General features: G+C 45.2%; 17 protein-coding genes. 10 read left to right on the top strand and 7 right to left on the bottom strand.

Features of this window, described 5'->3' with window-relative positions:
• Positions 1–50 precede the first annotated feature (50 nt).
• Entirely contained in the window at positions 51–1,085 is a 1,035-nt protein-coding gene (locus A3Q3_RS0108875) for a serine protease (RefSeq protein WP_026361850.1), read from the top strand.
• Positions 1,086–1,130: 45 nt separating this feature from the next.
• Here the strand turns inward: A3Q3_RS0108875 and A3Q3_RS0108870 are convergent, their stop codons facing one another.
• Positions 1,131–1,544: a hypothetical protein gene (locus A3Q3_RS0108870; RefSeq protein ID WP_157355087.1), complete on the bottom strand. Its 414-nt coding sequence runs from the start codon at positions 1,542–1,544 to the stop codon at positions 1,131–1,133.
• 229 nt (positions 1,545–1,773) lie between these two features.
• Between A3Q3_RS0108870 and A3Q3_RS0108865 the strand changes: the two genes are divergently transcribed.
• On the top strand, positions 1,774–2,598 hold the full coding sequence (locus A3Q3_RS0108865; protein WP_020183238.1) for a hypothetical protein: 825 nt from the start codon (positions 1,774–1,776) through the stop codon (positions 2,596–2,598).
• Between the two features lie 15 nt (positions 2,599–2,613).
• On the opposite strand, the gene A3Q3_RS14420 is transcribed toward A3Q3_RS0108865, so the two are convergent.
• Both A3Q3_RS14420 and A3Q3_RS13815 read right to left on the bottom strand, forming a co-directional pair.
• Positions 2,614–2,763: a hypothetical protein gene (locus A3Q3_RS14420; protein WP_020183237.1), complete on the bottom strand. Its 150-nt coding sequence runs from the start codon at positions 2,761–2,763 to the stop codon at positions 2,614–2,616.
• Positions 2,764–2,887: 124 nt separating this feature from the next.
• A complete protein-coding gene (locus A3Q3_RS13815; protein WP_020183236.1) occupies positions 2,888–3,322 on the bottom strand; it encodes a hypothetical protein in 435 nt (144 codons plus the stop codon).
• Between the two features lie 188 nt (positions 3,323–3,510).
• On the opposite strand from A3Q3_RS13815, the gene A3Q3_RS13810 reads away from it, so the two are divergent.
• On the top strand, positions 3,511–3,927 hold the full coding sequence (locus A3Q3_RS13810) for a hypothetical protein (RefSeq protein WP_020183235.1): 417 nt from the start codon (positions 3,511–3,513) through the stop codon (positions 3,925–3,927).
• A 24-nt stretch (positions 3,928–3,951) separates the two neighbouring features.
• Here the strand turns inward: A3Q3_RS13810 and A3Q3_RS0108845 are convergent, their stop codons facing one another.
• Positions 3,952–4,563, bottom strand: a complete 612-nt coding sequence (locus A3Q3_RS0108845; RefSeq protein ID WP_020183234.1) for a ParA family protein — start codon at positions 4,561–4,563, stop codon at positions 3,952–3,954.
• Between the two features lie 102 nt (positions 4,564–4,665).
• Entirely contained in the window at positions 4,666–5,172 is a 507-nt protein-coding gene (locus A3Q3_RS0108840) for a DUF1993 family protein (protein ID WP_020183233.1), read from the bottom strand.
• Between the two features lie 176 nt (positions 5,173–5,348).
• Between A3Q3_RS0108840 and A3Q3_RS0108830 the strand changes: the two genes are divergently transcribed.
• Positions 5,349–6,419: a rhomboid family intramembrane serine protease gene (locus tag A3Q3_RS0108830; RefSeq protein WP_020183231.1), complete on the top strand. Its 1,071-nt coding sequence runs from the start codon at positions 5,349–5,351 to the stop codon at positions 6,417–6,419.
• An 8-nt stretch (positions 6,420–6,427) separates the two neighbouring features.
• On the opposite strand, the gene A3Q3_RS0108825 is transcribed toward A3Q3_RS0108830, so the two are convergent.
• Both A3Q3_RS0108825 and A3Q3_RS0108820 read right to left on the bottom strand, forming a co-directional pair.
• Complete coding sequence (locus A3Q3_RS0108825; RefSeq protein WP_020183230.1) at positions 6,428–7,927, bottom strand: YifB family Mg chelatase-like AAA ATPase; 1,500 nt, start codon at positions 7,925–7,927, stop codon at positions 6,428–6,430.
• A gap of 6 nt (positions 7,928–7,933) precedes the next feature.
• A complete protein-coding gene (locus tag A3Q3_RS0108820) occupies positions 7,934–8,182 on the bottom strand; it encodes an accessory factor UbiK family protein (RefSeq protein WP_020183229.1) in 249 nt (82 codons plus the stop codon).
• A gap of 249 nt (positions 8,183–8,431) precedes the next feature.
• Between A3Q3_RS0108820 and A3Q3_RS0108815 the strand changes: the two genes are divergently transcribed.
• The 6 genes from A3Q3_RS0108815 (at position 8,432) to A3Q3_RS0108790 (ending at position 15,501) form a co-directional block, all read left to right on the top strand.
• Positions 8,432–9,400: a TorF family putative porin gene (locus A3Q3_RS0108815; RefSeq protein ID WP_020183228.1), complete on the top strand. Its 969-nt coding sequence runs from the start codon at positions 8,432–8,434 to the stop codon at positions 9,398–9,400.
• A 77-nt stretch (positions 9,401–9,477) separates the two neighbouring features.
• A complete protein-coding gene (gene glnK / locus A3Q3_RS0108810; RefSeq protein WP_020183227.1) occupies positions 9,478–9,816 on the top strand; it encodes a P-II family nitrogen regulator in 339 nt (112 codons plus the stop codon).
• A 13-nt stretch (positions 9,817–9,829) separates the two neighbouring features.
• Positions 9,830–11,344, top strand: coding sequence for an ammonium transporter (locus A3Q3_RS0108805; RefSeq protein WP_026361848.1), 1,515 nt, complete (start codon positions 9,830–9,832; stop codon positions 11,342–11,344).
• Positions 11,345–11,491: 147 nt separating this feature from the next.
• Entirely contained in the window at positions 11,492–11,797 is a 306-nt protein-coding gene (locus A3Q3_RS0108800; RefSeq protein WP_020183225.1) for a helix-turn-helix transcriptional regulator, read from the top strand.
• Positions 11,798–11,821: 24 nt separating this feature from the next.
• Positions 11,822–13,954, top strand: a complete 2,133-nt coding sequence (aas, locus tag A3Q3_RS0108795) for a bifunctional acyl-ACP--phospholipid O-acyltransferase/long-chain-fatty-acid--ACP ligase (RefSeq protein WP_020183224.1) — start codon at positions 11,822–11,824, stop codon at positions 13,952–13,954.
• On the top strand, positions 13,954–15,501 hold the full coding sequence (locus A3Q3_RS0108790; protein ID WP_020183223.1) for a YiiX/YebB-like N1pC/P60 family cysteine hydrolase: 1,548 nt from the start codon (positions 13,954–13,956) through the stop codon (positions 15,499–15,501). Before aas ends, A3Q3_RS0108790 begins: the two co-directional genes overlap by 1 nt.
• Positions 15,502–15,509: the final 8 nt, after the last annotated feature.

Genomic DNA, 15,509 nt, shown 5'->3' with positions numbered 1-15,509 from the left:
TTTATCAAATGCTGTTGTAGATTAATGTAGTTGTAGATTGGAGATTTATCATGACAAGGTTTTACGCTCAGATATTGTATTCGGCACTGGTATATTTAGGAGTAGCTTCGGTTGCTCAGGCCGAACCTTCACAAGAATTGCTTCATCAGCTCAACGCGCAAGTATTACGAGTACAAGTAGCGTTAGCAAATGGCAGCTACGGCTTGGGTTCAGGCGTCGTAGTGGCCAAAGATGAAATTGTGACCAATTGTCATGTTGTCGCCAATGCAGCCAGCATTAGCGTAGTCAGCAACGGCGCCTCATTCAATGTCAGTGCAATCAAACCAGATTGGCGCCATGATATTTGTATCTTGAAAGCAGAAGGCTTAGATGCGCCAGTTGCACGTATCGGCTCCAGCGAGGCGCTGAAATACGAGCAGCCTGTATTCACCATCGGTTATCCAGGCTTCTTACCTATCCCTACCAGTACATTTGGTGTGGTAAAAGGCTTATACCCTATGGATGGTAGTGTGGTTGTGCGTGCCACCAGTTCATTTAATATGGGCGCCAGCGGCGGTGGCGTATTTGACCGTGAAGGTAATTTGGTGGGTGTGATTACGTTAAAAAGTCCAGGTCATAATAGCTATTACTACAACATGCCAGTGGAATGGGTAAAAGCAGCGTTGAAATTACCTGAACAAACCGTCAACGCAAAAAGCGAGTTACCATTTTGGGCATTAGCGCCAGAACAGTGGCCATACTTCATGAAAATTGTGCATCCTTATTTAACTGAGGATTGGAATGCGCTACTGAGTATTGCGAGTGAATGGGCAACCAAAGAGCCCAATACAACAGAAGCTTGGTTTTATTTAGCGGCTGCAGAGTACGCTGCTAAAAACTATCAAAAAGCTGAAGAGCATATGTACCGTGTGGTAGCGATGAACGAGCAACATAGCCAAGCCATTTATTATTTAGGTTTGATTGCGGAAGAAAGCGGCAAGCACAACGAGGCGATGATGAATGTGGCTGCGTTGAATAAATTGGATGAAGTGGCTGCGATGCAGCTAAAAGTAGCAATGGGCTTAACACCTGCTACAGAAAAGTAAGTGAATGAAGAGTAAATGAGTTAAAGACGTGATAAAAAATAGCGCTTAGGGCGCTATTTTTTTGGCTATTTTTTCTTGCACACCAGCACAAATAGCCGCCAGTGCATCGTTATCTTCTGGTTGATCCGATAGTACGCGCATGGCAGACTCAAACCCTGAGACCACATAGTCATCGTAATCTTTTGCCACGAATGGTAGTTGGTGTTGTTTGGCTAAATCTAAAGAAGTTTTTTTCTGCTTAAAAATGAGCTGATTGATTTGCGCCTTTTCAATTCGGCAAGCGTTTGCAGTAGCAATCAATGCGCCATCGGCATAAGCATCGTTGACCAGTTGTTCGGCCGTGATTTCTGCGTATGCGGATAACGGACAACATGCCAGCAATAATAGATAACCTATACGCCAGTATTGATTGCTGGCGACTTGCAATGCGGGGGGTGTCAATGTAGTAGCTAGAGACATGACCAATTGTAAAGTTTTGATGAAATTGTATTTAATCACTTAAACCCTAATACAATCAATCGCTATACAGGACGTGTGTTGTTAAACTAGCGATTGCTTTAGAAAACCGCGCTTCAACGCGCGGAATCTAACGACTTACTCACGATGACTATATTTGCAGGTTAATAGTTTGCGTGCTAGCATAATTCCAGCGTTAAATACATGATGTGATTAACGAGTAAATCTTACAATGAATAACAATAAATTAGTGTTGCTGTCCCGCTTTGCCGCACAAGCAAGGCGATTTATTGGCGTGGTCAATGTGACTAAAATGTCTACGGATCATGCCTATGCCATTCAAACCATTTTGAGTGCACACGCCAGTAAAAATGCAGACTTAAAAGATTTGGCTAAAAAAGTAAGCCTGACGCTCAATATCAATCATCAATTGTTAAATGCAATTGAGCACTTTTTGAATGAATATATAGAAACGCAGGACTTAGCCAAAGTCGAATATTATCTGCATCAATTCGCACAGTTTATTTATGATATTCCGGCAGAAGGCGTGGCATATCGACGTGCGGTCAGTCAGTATTTAGCGCAGTTGGAAGAAATGGAACGCCCTTTCTGCACACAAATGATACGGGCGTTTTACCCCTATTGGATGGCGGAGTTCACATATCAAGGCAGCCAACAGCTTTCAATACACTCAATCGACTTTAGGAATCTTACGCAAACACCTAAATCACTATTGGATTTATGGGAAAAAGCCGAGTCTGAATTACTTTCAGATGCAGAGATGATGCTGTTAAGTCACTTTACGAAGGATATGCTAGAAAAAGAAATTGCCAATGATGCGGTAGATTCACGCAAAAAAATCGCTAAAATTTTAACGGTTGAGCTTAGAAATCATCAAGCAAAAACACACTTTGACTATCGGTTAACGGTTGAGAAAATTCAAGCCTTAATCAACAAGCATGATTTAAAAGCATTTTTTGTACAGGTTTCCCGTGATTTTTACTACTTTTGGAATGCCAATGCAGACCAAAATCAGCACACAGAGTATTCTATTTAATACAGCAGTAAGCAGCTAGACCACTTCCAACTCTAGTTCTTCCACATGATAGTAGTGTTCGTCGTCCCACACCGTAAAATCCTGTGCGCTGTACATCGCTTCTTGCAAATCAAAGAACTCACCGTAGGCTAAATTCTCTTCATTCAATACTTGATACACTGTCATCGCACACCCCCTTTTTTGGCTTGTGTTGTGATAATTATTACATCGGCCTAATGCAAACATTCTTTAGAGCAACCATGGGTTGGTGTGGCAGTTTCTGTAATTGAAAAATAGACCGTGCAGTGACTTACTGTAGGGTGTCGATAGCAGTGAGCACCGCGCTTCTGGTCTCAGCGATTTGTTGGCTAATTCGTTGTTCACTTACACTGTCTTCGTTTAACGTGTCCCAGTCTTTCTCCCATACCAGATACAACTGTTTGCCCTTTTGTTGACTGGCGGGTGAAAGTAAGCGGCTAAGATCTCTGACCTGAATGGCGTATTTCCAGCCTTCGATTGGATTGCCACGTGTACTGTCTGCCTCAAAGTGCGCATAGTTAACAATGGTTTGTAGTTCACCTAAGTCTTTTAGTACCTCAAACGCAGCGTTACGCATGTTGTGGTTGAGCTCATTCTGGTGATCGCGCCAGTTGTTATAAAGGAGTCCGCTTAGTGCGGTCACCAAGCTAATTAGCGCAACGATATGTGTTTTAATTTGCTGCATGACATTCATTCTTTTATACATAAGACGCTCCTTTTCATGATCTACAGATGGTTAGTCGATGATGGATGTCATTCATGACATGTAGAGCGTGCAGTGTGAGCCAATCGTGCATTTCTGATGTAAATTGTGCTACCGTTTCGATATGTGCATGGATGGGTATTCACAGTGATTGCGCATGCTCTATCAACTAAAACGCAAAGGATTACGCATTGAAACGATACGCATACTATGTGATTGGATTGCTGATATTGTTAGGCTTGGGGGCGTATTGGTATACCAATAACCAGCAGGAACAAGCACCGCGCGCAATGACGGTATTGGAGCATGTGGGCGATGAATGTGAATTGATTGCAGAAAAAGCGGCCATCGCGCTACCTGAGGCCCTGCCATTTCAAAAGCTAGAAAAGTTGGCGAGAAAATCGCGCGTATTGCAAACCTGCATGAATGATCGCGGCTATATAGAAAATCCAGCTTGGGTTAAGTATGCAAGACCGATTGCTGCTAAACAAGCTGAGGCGCAACATATTTCAATGGACGAAGCTTATGAAACCTTGAGAAGAAGCCAATTGAAAACGTTTTATGCACCAGCAAATACCCCTTTGTATTGGATACCTGCCAAACCATAGCCTACGTATGGTGTGTTGGTGCTATTAGGATTGGCTGTTCTCGTTAATCCAATCCAGCAACACTGACCATTGTTCAATATCTTGTGCGACCAATGACGGGCGCATATCAAAAATACTCAACCCTTGCTCGGCAGCCGTTGTGTACACCTGTGAGTTGCGCAGATAGGCTAACACGGGCAATCCAGTTTCTGTCATAAATTCTGCCAAGCCTAATGCAGCATGGGTACGACTATTGACGCGTGAGCCCACCAAGCCCACAAAGGTTTTATGTTTGCGTATGGTTTTTTCTGCAATCAGCACCTCCAGAAAATCCCCGGCTGCGCCAATATCAAACGCGGAAGGCTGAATAGGCACGATCACCAAATCCGCTTCTTTCACAGCATCTGCCAGTTTCTCATCGCGCAAGCCGGCTGGTGAATCCGTCACTTTCCATTGCGCGGCATGGTCAGTACTCGCAGTGAGTATTTTTGGCGCATCTTTCGGTCTGCGTTTCAGCCATTGTGTGGCTGATTGCTGTCTATCTAAATCTGCCAGTATCACCTGCTGTTGTTGAGATGCCAGGTATCCCGCCAAATTGGTGGCCAGTGTGGTTTTACCACTGCCACCTTTCGCATTTGCCACCAAAATGTGTTTCATAGGCTCACCTTAAACAAAAACAGCGTGCGTTAACTGTTAAATCAAATAGTGACTAAAAATACAAATCGGCGCTACCTTATCTGCGCAAATTCAATATAAATTTTATTTTCTAGGACCTAAAAAGTCAGATTTACCAAGTATGACACCCTGATGGCGCATGATGTTGTATGCCGTGGTGACATGAAAGTAGACGTTGGGCAGTACCCATTTTTGCAGATAGTCGATGCCTATGAACTGGATATCAACTTTGCGTATGGTAATCGTGATGGACTTGCTCTCGCTGCCCTCAAACTGCTTGGGGTCTACACTGTCTAAAAAGACAATGGTTTTTTCAATGCGCGCCTGCAATGCTTCAAATGTAGTTTCATTGTCTTCATAGACGGGAATATCCACGCCAGCCAGTCTGGCTGCTGCACCTTTACTCATATCGGTTGCAATTTGTACTTGGCGTTTTAGTGGATACATGTCGATAAATAAGCGCGCTTCTATCAACACAGCAGGGTCTGCTTCTTTGGCCGCCGCATATGCCTCGCCTTTTTTGAGCAACTGTGACAAGTTAGTCAGTGTTCTTTTGAGCGGGGGAATGCTGATATCGTACATGCTTAACATGGTGGTTCCTTTTCATTCATGATGGGTTGCGACGATAATACCTGTGCAAGCATGGCCTGCGTACTAAATGCCAAATATTTTTTTGGGCGCGCAATATCTCGCATTCAATCCATGTCCAATAATCGGGTTAGTATGTTGCTAATATTGAATAGTGACGCTCACGACTACATATAACGATGAATCAAGAATTAAAAGGTGATGTTTTGTTGTCTATTTACGATCGTTTGGCACAACGAAGCCAATCTACGCCAGTCACTTATATCCTGATCGCGCTCAATGTGTTGATATTTGTGGCCATGCTGGTGGGTGGCGCCGGTTTTTGGCATTCTCCCAATGATGTGCAATTACGCTGGGGTGCCAACTTTGGCCCTGCCACGCAAGATGGCGAATGGTGGCGTTTAGGCACCGCCATGTTTCTGCATTTTGGTGTGATGCATTTACTGCTCAATAGTTTGTCGTTATGGGATGCTGGTCAGTTAGTAGAGCGCATGTATGGTCGCTGGCGTTTCGTGACGATCTATTTGATTGCAGGATTGTGCGGCAATTTGCTCTCGCTGGTGATACAGGGCAATAACGCAGTCTCCGGTGGCGCATCAGGCGCTATTTTTGGTATCTACGGCGCGGCGCTGATTTTTTTATGGCGTGAACGTGCCGCTATTGCACCACATGAGTTTAGATGGCTGTTTGGCGGCGGCAGTGTATTTGCCGTGATTACCATTATCTTGGGATTTGTCATTCCTGGTATTGATAATGCGGCGCATATTGGCGGTTTTATTGCCGGGTCGTTAATGAGCATTGGTTTAGCGCAATCATTAACGGCCAGAGTCATGCCACTGCAATATCGCGGTATGGCCATCGCCGGATTGGTGCTTGCCTGCCTTGTGTTGGCCAATAATATTCCCAAGCCCAAATACCGCTGGAGTGACGAGCTGTTATTGCGTAGCGAAATCAGTGCGTTTTTGTATGAAAATCAAGCCATCAACCGCTCTTGGCTGGAAATTGTGCATGAGAGTAAGCAAGGCAACCAGTCGTTTGATGCACTCGCGAGTAAAATTGATTTTTCTATCCTTCAGCCTTATCAGGCGCATTTGGAAAAACTATCCAAATTACCGCACGACCCTGCGCTGCCGTCTGCGCAACAACTGGAAGGGTTGCTGCAATATACGGAGACTCGTAAAAAAGAGTCTGAAGCGTTGGTACAAGGATTGCGGCAGCAACAGAAGCGCGCTAAACCCTCAAGTCCCTAGCATCTGAGTTAGTCCACGCGGCGGTATTGAATGGCTTCGGCAATATGCGCAGATTGAATGGTTGGCGCATTGGCTAAGTCGGCAATGGTGCGCGCTACTTTAAGAATGCGCTGATACGCCCGTGCCGATAAGCCCATGCGATTCACCGCTGTTTTTAATAGCGTGAGTCCGGCCTCATCCACAGCACAATGCTGGTCAATGTCCAAGCTGCCTAAACTGGCGTTTGGTATTTGCTGACGCGCTAGCTGTATATTGCGTGCTTGTTCTACGCGTACACGAATGTCAGCGCTGCTCTCAGCCACTGCAGCCTGTATCATTTCATCTTCCTTCAGTGCGGGGACTTCTATCAATAAGTCTATCCTGTCCATGAACGGCCCGGAAATCTTGCTACGGTAACGCGACACCTGATCTGGCGTACAGCGGCACTGATGGTGATAGTGTCCAAGGTAACCACACGGGCACGGGTTCATGGCAGCAATCAATTGGAATTTAGCAGGAAAATCTGCTTGCCGCGCCGCGCGCGAAATCGTGATGTGTCCGCTTTCTAGTGGCTCTCTCAATACCTCGAGTACTTTGCGATCAAACTCAGGTAGCTCATCTAAAAACAATACGCCATGATGGGCAAGACTAATTTCTCCCGGTCGCGGGATACCGCCACCGCCAACGAGTGCGACGCCAGAGGCAGTATGATGCGGCGCACGATAGGGGCGCTGTTTCCATTGTTTTAACGAGTAACGGCCACTCAGCGACTGGATAGCTGCACTTTCTAACGCCTCTTGCTCGCTCATGCTGGGTAAAATGCTGGCAAAGCGGCTGGCCAACATACTTTTGCCAGTACCTGGCGGGCCACTCATCAGCACGCTATGTCCACCCGCTGCTGCAATTTCTAGCGCACGCTTGGCCCTACTCTGCCCTTTTACCTCATTAAAGTCTGGATAGCTGGCGCTTTGATTTGGTGCGTCTCCGGTGTGAGGCATCAGCAAGGTGTGATCGCTCAAGTGTGCACATACCTCTAGCAGCGATTTCGCCGGGTAAATAATCGCGTCTTTGACTAGGCTCGCTTCTTGTGCACTTATTTGGGGCAAGATAAACGCACGCTGTACATCATGCTTGCGTTGCGTCATATGGTAAGCCATCGCCAGTGCGCCGCGAATCGGCCGGAGCTCGCCAGTTAACGCCAGTTCTCCGGCAATTTCATAGCGGTTGAGAGACGCTGCAGGAATTTGACCGGAGGCAGCCAAAATGCCTAGAGCAATAGGCAAATCGTAGCGACCGCTCTCTTTCGGTAAGTCAGCCGGGGCTAAATTCACCGTGATGCGTCTGGCTGGGAACTCAAATTGTGCAGTTTGAATGGCGGCCCGCACCCGATCTTTACTTTCTTTGACTTCTGCCTCAGGCAAACCCACGATAGTAAAGCTCGGCAGCCCGTTGGCGAGATGCACTTCCACAACGACTTCCGGCGCTTCCATGCCATTTAAAGCACGGCTATACAACACTGCAAGCGTCATACGCGATTATTTTTGACTTTTTTGCAACAAATTTTCGATGGATTCCAGTTTCTTTTCCAGTGCATTCAGCTTCTCTTTCGTCTGTTTGAGTACTTCTGTTTGCACATCATACTCTTCGCGTGAAATAAGCTCCATTTTGGTGAGTGCGCCCTGAATTAGTGCGTGAATGTTCTTGTCTAGGTCGGCAATCGGACTATTTATAGTTAACTCTTTGATTTTAATAGACAAATCATGAAAAAGCTCTGAATTTAACATCGGTTTATCTCCTGAATGTGATGCATTTTAACATCGTTTATATACGGTGCAATGTGCTTATACGCATCAATATAGTGCATATATTTATTATAAATCAATAAATTAATTATATTTATTAATACAAAGCTTTATATTATTAGTATAACTATATGATTTTTATATATTTTAATTGTTGGCATGCGTTTTGCTCAAGCGTTTATGTTGTATCTTTTTTGTTGTATCTATTTTTTGTAACGAGGGGAATGAATAATGCGCAAATCAATTTTACTAACCGCTGTATTAAGCACACTTGCAATGGCTAACATTGCATACGCAGAAGAAGCACCAGCAGAAGCCGCACCGGCTGCTGCACCAGCAGAGCCAGAGTCTGCATGGACGGCGACTTCTAACATCGGTATCGTATCTGATTACTATACACGTGGTATCTCACAAAACTGGCATAAACCAGCATTACAAGGTGGTTTTGATATTGCCCACTCAAGCGGCTTCTTCGTAGGTGCTTGGGGTTCAAACGTAACACCTAACACTTTCCCAGATGCAACCGTTGAGCTAGATTTATATGGCGGCTACAGCGGTACTATCTCAGCTGTTGAAGGCTTAGGCTATTCAGCTGGCGTGATTGGTTATTTCTATCCGGGCGGTAGCTGGAAAAAATACAGAGCATCTAACGCAGTTAACCCAAATGATGTATTAACACCACGTGGCGGCCGTTGGGATACTTATGAGGCGAACTTTGGCGTATCTTACAAATGGTTAAGTGCAAAAGTATCCGTTACTTTAGGTGACTGGTTTGGCGCTGAGAAAAAAACAGGCTGGGATGGCGGCACAAGTGGTTCTACGTATGTTGAGTTAAATGCTGCTTATCCATTGCCATTTGGCGGTTTAACATTGATTGGTCACGTAGGTCATTTGAACGTAGCGGGTAAATTGAACTTGGCTTACGCTGATGGCAACGGTAACTTACCTAGTACCTCTATCAGTAACGAGACAAACCCAGACTACACAGACTGGAAAGTTGGTTTGAGCAAGTCATTCAGCATTGCTAAGTCTGAAGGTTGGAATGCAGGTGTTTATTACGTAGAAGCAAGTAACGATGACTACTGGAGCGACAGAGGCTACGGCGGTACAAGCTTTAACGGTAAAGGCACTGCTACTAAAGCACAAAGTAAAGACTTGAATGATGGTCGCTTAGTCTTTACATTAGGCCGTACATTCTAAGTAGTTAAGTTTCATTACAAAAAGGTAAGCCAAGCAACTAATTGGCTTACCGACTAACCTACCAACAGGAGAAAAACATGAAATTTGTGTCCGCAATAATCAAGCCATTTAAGCTTGATGAAGTGCGTGAAGCCTTGTCCAACATTGGTGTACAAGGGATCACCGTTACCGAAGTGAAAGGGTTTGGTCGTCAAAAAGGCCATACTGAGCTTTACCGTGGTGCAGAATATGTGGTGGACTTTCTGCCGAAAGTGAAGCTGGAAGTAGCCATTAAAGATGACATGCTAGACCAGGTTGTAGATGCGATTGAAAAATCTGCAGCGACAGGCAAAATTGGTGATGGCAAAATTTTTGTGTTCAATTTAGAACAAGTTTATCGCATCCGTACCGGTGAAACCGGTCCAGATGCATTATAAGAGGGGCATGGACATGAAAAAATTCCTTTCAGTTTTATCATTAGTAGCCGTGCTTGGTCTGGGTGCTACCCCATATAGTTTTGCAGAAGATTTGCCTGAAGCGGCTGCTGCTACAGTAGAGGCGGTTGCAGATACAGCAGCGGCTGTGGCTGAAGCGGTGCCAGCACCAGCTGCAGAAGAAGCTGCGCCAGTAGCTGAAGCCGCAGCAGCACCTGCACCAGTACCAAACAAGGGTGACAGTGCATGGATGATCGTGGCCACTATATTGGTGACATTAATGGTTATCCCAGGCTTGGCACTGTTCTACGGCGGTTTGGTACGCCAAAAAAATATGCTGTCTGTACTCATGCAAACATTTGTGATTTTCTCACTGATGGCGGTGCTGTGGACTGTATATGGTTACAGTGTCGCGTTTACTGGCGGTAGCCCATTCTTTGGCGGTCTTGGCAAAGCTTTCTTAGCTGGTGTAACACCAGAATCACTGGGAGCAACTTTCAGCAAAGGCGTGTACATTCCTGAGTACCTCTTCGTAGCGTTCCAATTAACGTTTGCTGCTATTACCCCTGCGTTGATTATCGGTGCATTTGCTGAGCGTATGAAGTTCTCTGCTGTATTAGCTTTCATGGTGATTTGGTTCACATTTGCTTACTTGCCAATGGCACACATGGTTTGGTACTGGGACGGTCCTGATGCCATCACTGATGCAGCCTCTTTAGAAACTGTTGTAGCTAATGCTGGTTGGTTGTGGGCTAAAGGTGCTCTAGACTTTGCTGGTGGTACTGTTGTGCACATTAATGCGGGTGTTGCTGGTTTAGTGGCTGCCTTCGTATTAGGTAAACGTATTGGTTACGGTAAAGAAGCCATGACACCACACAGCCTGACATTAACGATGGTAGGTGCATCATTACTGTGGGTGGGTTGGTACGGTTTCAACGCTGGTTCAAACTTAGAAGCAAACGGTTATGCGGCATTAGCGTTGGTAAACACTACCATTGCAACTGCAGCGGCTACACTTTCATGGATGTTTGTTGAGTGGTTTGGTAAATCAAAACCATCTATGTTGGGTGCTGCATCTGGTGCTGTTGCTGGTCTGGTTGCCATTACGCCAGCTTGCGGTTTCGTAGGCCCAGTAGGTGCAATCATCATCGGTTTACTTGTATCACCAATCTGCTACTTCTTTGTAACTAAAGTGAAATACATGCTTGGTTATGATGATGCGTTAGATGTATTCGGTGTGCATGCGATCGGCGGTATCTTCGGTGCTTTAGCTACGGGTGTGTTTGTAAACCCAGCATTAGGCGGCGCAGGTGTTGTGGATTACGTTGCAAATGGTGTGGCTGCTTATGATTTCGGCGCACAAATGACTGCACAAGTCACAGCAGTAGTGACCGCGATTGTATTATCAGCAGTCGTATCATTCATCGCACTGAAAATCGTTGATGTGTTGATCGGTTTACGTGTATCTGAAGAAGCTGAACGTGAAGGTTTAGACACAACAGAACACGGTGAGCGCGCATATCACGCTTAATCTGTCAGTCATAGTAATATAAAAAACGGCTCGCTTGCGGGCCGTTTTTTTACGTCCGTTATTATCATTGAATACAATTCAGTCGTCGTCGTATTGTTTTAATAAAAAATAGTTGACAAACATCACTACATAACTAATTATATAGTGATGAAAACAATTCAATCCATACCAAATGAGTGGCAAGCTATCTCAGCCTTGTTTGTTGCGTTAGGCGATGAGCAGCGGCAGCGAATTCTGTTAGCATTCGATAAAGATGAGCGGTTAAATATTTTGCAAATAGCAGAGCATTCCAAGCTAAGCAGAACCGCGGTAACGCACCATTTAAAAACGTTACAGCATAGTGGTGCGCTTAACAGTGAAAAAATAGGCAAAGAAGTGTTCTTTTGGGTGAACAAAAGCCAAATCACGTTAGCCATAGAAAATGTATTAAATTACATCCAACAAGAACTATAAAGAATAGATTTAACGGGGGTTGAGATGCTGGCAGCAATACTACGTAGCATTTGTAAAATTATCTTTCGCGTCAAGGTCAATGGCTTAGAACACGTGCCGAAAGAAGATCGTTTGTTGATCGTGGCTAATCATGAATCCTTTTTGGATGGCCTATTGCTAGGGCTATTTTTGCCCAAACGCGCTACCTTTGTAGTGCACACAGGCGTATTAAAAAACAGAATATTCCGCCAGTTTTTAAGATTAACACCCCATTTAGCGGTTGATCCGGTGAGCCCATTGGCCATGAAGCAGGTCATCCGTCGTTTGGATTTAGGTGAGAATGTAGTGATTTTCCCCGAAGGCCGAATTACGCTGACCGGCAGCTTAATGAAAGTCTATGATGGCCCTGGCTTTGTTGCGGCCAAAACTGGCGCACGTATATTGCCAGTGCGGGTAGAAGGCGCGGCGCAATCCTACTTTGGGCGCTTATCAGATGCGCATCCGAGAAAGCTATTTCCACGTGTCACGCTTACGGTATTGCCTAGTACGGAAATCGTGATTGAAAACCCAAGCAATCATGCGCCACTATCTGCCAAGCAACGCAGACGCATTGCTGGCGAAGGCATGCGTGGCGTCATGCAAAAAATGCTGTTTCAAGCGCAAAAAAGCCGCACATTTTTTGAAGCTTTTTTAGATACCGTGGATAAGTTTGGTAGAAGCACAAAAATTGTAGAGGACATGAATGAGGTCGAAGAGACTTATCAGGAGTTGCTGAAAAAGAGTCTGGCCTTAGGGCGCATTGCTTGTAAAGTCAGCACACCTAAAGAGGTGGTCGGCGTCTTAATGCCCAATGTGACCAACACGCTGGCGCTGATACTGGGTATGAGCGCGTTTAACCGAATTCCAGCCATGCTCAATTACACCTCGGGCACTGCGGGCATGCAAAATGCGTGTACCGCAGCCAATATCAAAACCATTATCACCTCCAGAAAGTTTATTGAAGCCGCCGCGCTGGAACAAGTAGTAGCACAGTTCCAAGGCTTAAATATAGTGTATTTGGAAGATTTGAGAAGTCAGTTTGGCGTGAGGGATCGCGCATGGTTAATGGGCTATGCGCTGCATTATCCCAGAGCAGCTATGGATGAAACGCGCCCAGAAGATATTGCGGTCATTCTGTTTACGTCAGGCTCGGAAGGCAAGCCTAAAGGCGTTGTGCATTCCCATAAAAGCATCTTGGCCAATATTGCGCAAATTATGGCTGTGCTGGATTTTAATCCAACCGATAAATTTATGATGGTATTGCCCATGTTCCATGCGTTTGGCTTTACTGGCTCGCTATTGCCAATATTAGGCGGCATCAAAATCATGATTTTCCCATCGCCACTGCAATACAAAGTTATCCCAGAGGTCATTTATGATAAAGGCTGTACCGTATTGTTTGCGACCAGTACCTTCTTAGGAAACTACGCCAAATTTGCACACCCTTACGATTTTTATAAATTACGATTTGTGGTGGCCGGCGCTGAAAAACTGAATGAAGAGGTGCGTAAAACCTATCATGAAAAATTTGGCATACGCATTTTAGAAGGCTATGGCACTACAGAGTGCGCGCCGGTACTCTCAGCCAATACGCCTATGGCCAATCGGCATGGCAGTGTAGGCCAATTGATGCCGGGAATTGACTATAAACTGGAGCCTGTACCTGGGATTGAACAGGGTGGCGTGTTCCATGTAAAAGGCGAGAATGTGATGCTGGGCTATTATAAGTATGATGCGCCGGCACAGCTGGAAGTGCCAGAACAAGGCTGGTACAACACCGGTGATGTGGTCACTGTAGACAATGAAGGATTTATCTTTATCAAGGGGCGCGTCAAACGCTTTGCCAAAGTGGCGGGGGAAATGGTATCGCTTGAGGTGGTGGAGAAAATTGCACATACCGCAGCGCCCGAGCATCAACATGCCGCGACCACGCAAGTAGATTTACAGCGTGGTGAAAATATCGTGCTGTTCACGACCGACCCCGCCCTGAAACGAGAAGATTTACAAATAGTCGCCAAAAATTTGGGAACGCCAGAGTTAGCCATTGCGCGCAAAATCATTCGGCTAGATGAGATTCCGTTATTGGGAACAGGTAAAACCGATTATGTGATGTTAAAAGAAAAAGCAGAGGCAGTTTAATGATGAGAAGAACATATGCGGCTATCGTGATGACACTACTTGTTGTCATGCAAATACAGTTGCTCTCGGCGGAAGAGACAGTAGACATCGTCAAGCGTCAGGCGACTTCGTTAAGTACGCAGCTTGAGGCTGATGCACAAGAAGTATTTGCGCATATTCAACACTCAGAGACGTTAAGGCAAAAAATCCCAGTATTAATAGTTGAAGCCAATGCTGCAATTAAGCAACACAAAGGCGCTATCCCCGCCGCATTAGCGTTGAATATGGCTGAAACGATTTATGAAGCCGATGCGATACGTAATCAATTGTTTAAGCAGGCCTTGAATCATCGCTCGGCACTGTATCGTGTGGACGGTCAAATCAGTGATCAAGAACGAATAACGGAAATTATGATTGCAATGTCGGCAGCCGTGTTGCTGTATGAAAATCATCAAGTAATGCGAGAGAATTTCAAAGCGCATGCGTTATTACGTGAAAAGCTGAATGAAGGTTATCCAGAACTAGGCATTGCACCAGGATTTTATCAGTCATCCGTTACGCGTGCAGGCAATCTTGAATACCGTAAGGCGATGGTCGATGCGATACAGTTTTTTAATGATAACCAAGACATAATTAAGCAACATATGGCGATCAGTTCCAACACTGTGCAGGCGTTAAACCGTTATATTTCACAAAGCAGTTTATTACAAAGCTATCAAGGCGCTAATGTCTTTAACGAGCTGTTGCGTTTACCAAAAAAAGCCGTCACTGGGCTCATCGAACTGCCTAAAGAAGGCCTGAAAGAGCTCAAGTTTAATTCCTCAAAAGTAATGGGTAATACACTGGGGCTGGTGCGCTGGCGTGACGGTAAATTAAAAAACAATGCAGCGCTTGTACAGAACTTGATTGTACAGTTGCAACCAGGTGATATCTTGTTAGAGAAAACCCCTTTTACGCTAACGGATAAAACCATTCCAGGGCATTTTGGGCACGCCGCCGTGTATGTAGGAACGGCAGAACAGCTGCAAGCATTAGGTATGCACGATTTGCCAGAAATAAAAAAGCACCTCGCCAGCATTAAAAGCGGGGCAGGTGTGGTAGAGGCGCTAAGAGGCGGTGTGCAGCTTAATAGCTTACAAGCGTTTATGAATATTGATGATATTGCGGTGTTAAGACCTAAACACTTATCCAAAGAGCAACAAGTCAAAGCCGTTAAAATTGCCTTGGGCAATATCGGTAAACACTATGACTTTAATTTTGATGTAAACACAACCGAAACCATTGTGTGCTCTGAACTGGTGTATATGGTGTACCCACATATTGATTTTGTGACCAAGCGTGTGCTGCACAGTTACACTATCTCGCCAGATGACATTGCACTGCAAGCAGGCGAAGCCGAGTCGTACCCACTGGAGTTGGTGGTGTTTGCGCACGATGGACAATTAGTGCTGGATCAGCAAACCAATCAGAATGGACAAATGCTTTATGCCTCATTGGTGCGGCCGGAAAGCAATCAAACGGCAAAGCAAAACAAAGAATTTTTTGATGGCTTTATCGCAAGACAATAAAAGGCAAT

Origin of the sequence: Methylotenera sp. 1P/1 (assembly GCF_000384355.1) — a bacterium.
Lineage (GTDB): Bacteria > Pseudomonadota > Gammaproteobacteria > Burkholderiales > Methylophilaceae > Methylophilus.
This window is presented reverse-complemented; position numbering and strand designations above follow the sequence as displayed.

Excerpts from the sequence above, each read along its gene's own strand:
- A3Q3_RS0108875 (WP_026361850.1), top strand. The coding sequence starts at position 51 with ATGACAAGGTTTTACGCTCAGATATTGTATTCGGCACTGGTATATTTA.
- A3Q3_RS0108870 (WP_157355087.1), bottom strand. The coding sequence starts at position 1,544 with ATGTCTCTAGCTACTACATTGACACCCCCCGCATTGCAAGTCGCCAGC.
- A3Q3_RS0108865 (WP_020183238.1), top strand. The coding sequence starts at position 1,774 with ATGAATAACAATAAATTAGTGTTGCTGTCCCGCTTTGCCGCACAAGCA.
- A3Q3_RS14420 (WP_020183237.1), bottom strand. The coding sequence starts at position 2,763 with ATGACAGTGTATCAAGTATTGAATGAAGAGAATTTAGCCTACGGTGAG.
- A3Q3_RS13815 (WP_020183236.1), bottom strand. The coding sequence starts at position 3,322 with ATGTATAAAAGAATGAATGTCATGCAGCAAATTAAAACACATATCGTT.
- A3Q3_RS0108845 (WP_020183234.1), bottom strand. The coding sequence starts at position 4,563 with ATGAAACACATTTTGGTGGCAAATGCGAAAGGTGGCAGTGGTAAAACC.
- A3Q3_RS0108840 (WP_020183233.1), bottom strand. The coding sequence starts at position 5,172 with ATGTTAAGCATGTACGATATCAGCATTCCCCCGCTCAAAAGAACACTG.
- A3Q3_RS0108830 (WP_020183231.1), top strand. The coding sequence starts at position 5,349 with ATGAATCAAGAATTAAAAGGTGATGTTTTGTTGTCTATTTACGATCGT.
- A3Q3_RS0108825 (WP_020183230.1), bottom strand. The coding sequence starts at position 7,927 with ATGACGCTTGCAGTGTTGTATAGCCGTGCTTTAAATGGCATGGAAGCG.
- A3Q3_RS0108820 (WP_020183229.1), bottom strand. The coding sequence starts at position 8,182 with ATGTTAAATTCAGAGCTTTTTCATGATTTGTCTATTAAAATCAAAGAG.
- A3Q3_RS0108815 (WP_020183228.1), top strand. The coding sequence starts at position 8,432 with ATGCGCAAATCAATTTTACTAACCGCTGTATTAAGCACACTTGCAATG.
- glnK (WP_020183227.1), top strand. The coding sequence starts at position 9,478 with ATGAAATTTGTGTCCGCAATAATCAAGCCATTTAAGCTTGATGAAGTG.
- A3Q3_RS0108805 (WP_026361848.1), top strand. The coding sequence starts at position 9,830 with ATGAAAAAATTCCTTTCAGTTTTATCATTAGTAGCCGTGCTTGGTCTG.
- A3Q3_RS0108800 (WP_020183225.1), top strand. The coding sequence starts at position 11,492 with ATGAAAACAATTCAATCCATACCAAATGAGTGGCAAGCTATCTCAGCC.
- aas (WP_020183224.1), top strand. The coding sequence starts at position 11,822 with ATGCTGGCAGCAATACTACGTAGCATTTGTAAAATTATCTTTCGCGTC.
- A3Q3_RS0108790 (WP_020183223.1), top strand. The coding sequence starts at position 13,954 with ATGATGAGAAGAACATATGCGGCTATCGTGATGACACTACTTGTTGTC.